The sequence below is a fragment of the Megasphaera stantonii genome, from assembly GCF_025567065.1.
GTDB lineage: Bacteria > Bacillota > Negativicutes > Veillonellales > Megasphaeraceae > Megasphaera > Megasphaera stantonii.
This window is the reverse complement of the sequence record NZ_JAOQKD010000046.1, coordinates 1-2,290: the sequence shown is the minus strand read 5'-3', so window position 1 is coordinate 2,290 and position 2,290 is coordinate 1. Positions and strand designations below refer to the sequence as shown.

At 47.9% G+C, this 2,290-nt stretch carries 1 protein-coding gene; it reads left to right on the top strand.

What is annotated here, in order from left to right:
* Positions 1-371: 371 nt before the first annotated feature.
* Positions 372-2,048 (top strand): AAA family ATPase, encoded by a 1,677-nt coding sequence (locus OCV58_RS12135; protein WP_154878009.1) that lies wholly within the window; start codon positions 372-374, stop codon positions 2,046-2,048.
* The last annotated feature ends 242 nt before the right edge of the window (positions 2,049-2,290 follow it).

The following is a 2,290-nucleotide window of genomic DNA, read 5'->3' as shown; positions in this document are numbered from 1 at the left end:
CCCGCCTCTGCTGTCCGTTTCAGCAGCCGTCCTGCCACTTCCTGCGGTCGCGACCTGACGGGCTGAAAAGGCACGCGGCGACCCCTACGAAATCGCATGCAGGCGATATTAAATAATTACACGGCCGAAGGCCTTGTGCGTAGGGGCTGCCATATCGGCAGCCCGCGTGAATTCTGTATATAGCCGGAATTTATGACATGTGGCACACGGTCGTAATGCAATCCAGAGTTTCAGGATGCGCAGCATCCGTCTGAGTCCGAATGGAAATGGGATTGTGCATGATGGTAAAAGCCTTCATGTGACAATCCCATTCTTTTTGTTTCTTTGAATTCTTGTTATAATGAAAGAAAACGGGAAAGCAGGTGAAGACCATGTGGAAGATGCCGATTGGTATTGATGATTTTCAAAAAATACGGGACGAACATTATTATTTTGTCGATAAGACGGATTTCATCCGCCAGCTCATCGATGCGCATAGCGCTGTGACCTTGATCACGCGGCCGCGGCGTTTTGGAAAGACTTTGACGATGAGTATGCTGGAGTATTTCTTTTCCATTGAAAAGGAAAAACAGAGCCGCCACCTCTTTGACGGACTGTCCGTTGCAAAAGCTGGCAGTGAGTATATGGCTCATCACGGCCAGTACCCGGTATTGTTTTTGTCGCTGAAAGATTTTTCCTGCCGTTCCTGGCCGGACATGCTGGAGATGTGGGCTGAGTATCTGCAGGCTCTTTTCCTGCAGCATACGCAGCTGCGGAATCGGGAAAAAGTTCAGCCGGAACTTATCGAGAATTTTCAGGATATCGTGACGAAGAAGGCGAATAAAGCGGCACTCGCCAATGCCTTAGCTTTGTTACTGCGTATGATGTATCAGTATTATGGAAAGAAAGTCATTGTTCTGATTGATGAATATGACGCGCCCATTCAGCAGGCTTGGGAATGCGGTTTTTATGAGGACTGCATCGCTTTCATGAGACAGTTTCTGGGCAGCGTGCTGAAATCCAACAGCAATTTGGAATTTGCTGTCCTTACAGGCGTCCTGCGCGTTGCCAAGGAAAGCATTTTCAGCGGCCTAAATAATTTTGATGTTTGCTCTGTACTGTCCAGCCGATATAGCGATGTCTTCGGCTTTACCTCGCAGGAAGTCCAAGAGCTGCTTACTGTTTTACACTTCCAGAATCATCTGCAGGAGTTGAAGTATTGGTATGATGGCTATCGCATTGATGGCAGTGAAATCTATAATCCCTGGTCAGTCATTAATTATGTTTCCCATGATTGTCAGGCCAGGCCCTATTGGGTGCGGACATCGGGCAATGGAATTTTACGTTCTCTCCTGGCACATGCCGATGATCAGAGAATTAAACAAATACATGCATTATTAGAAGGTAGCAGTATCCGCGTGACCTTGGATGAAAGTGTCATTTATCCAGAAATAGGAAAAAATCAGGCAGCTTTATTTACCTTACTTTTGACGACCGGCTATTTAACCGTGGACAAGGCATTGTCTCTCAGCGATAATCGCTATTCCCTTTGCATTCCTAATGCAGAGATACAAAAGCTCTACAGTACAGAAATCCTGAATACGCTGGCTCAGGATGTCAATAAAAATACCTTTGATGATTTATTCGATTATCTCTTGGATGGGGAAGCGGAGAACTTTGCTCTTCAACTGCAGCAGATTTTAAAGGCCGTCGTCAGTGTCTATGATGCAGCCAATAAGGAAAGTTTTTACCACGGTTTCATGTTGGGCATGACAGCTTTATTCTTAGGCAAGGACTACACTGTCGAATCCAACCGCGAAAGCGGTTACGGCCGCTTCGACCTGGCTATTTTCCCGAAAGAAACAAACAGAACCGGCGTCATCATGGAATTTAAAGTCGCCGCCAGTGAAGGCGAAATGGAAGAGAAAGCTAAGGAAGCACTGCAGCAGATCGAGAATCGGGAATACGTCACAGAATTCCAAAAGCGCGGCATAAAGGAAGTATGGAAATACGGTATCGCCTTCTGCGGCAAGAAGATTGTCGTTCGTCGTTCGGAAAGCCTCCCCTGAGAAGGCCTTTTGGGTCTGCAATGGAACGACCGCAGGGAGCGACAGGGCAGTTGCCTAAACGGACAGCGTAGATGGAGGGGGACCACGTAGTGGTGGTAGGGTTCTGTGCCTCGCCTGCTCGGAATCAGATGCAGCGTGCCGCCGCGACAGATTCAAGATTGTATTACGACCATGCGCAGTCCGTCATAAATTCCGTGACGATGCCATTATTCAAGGCGGGTCGCCCGCCTCTGCTGTCCGTT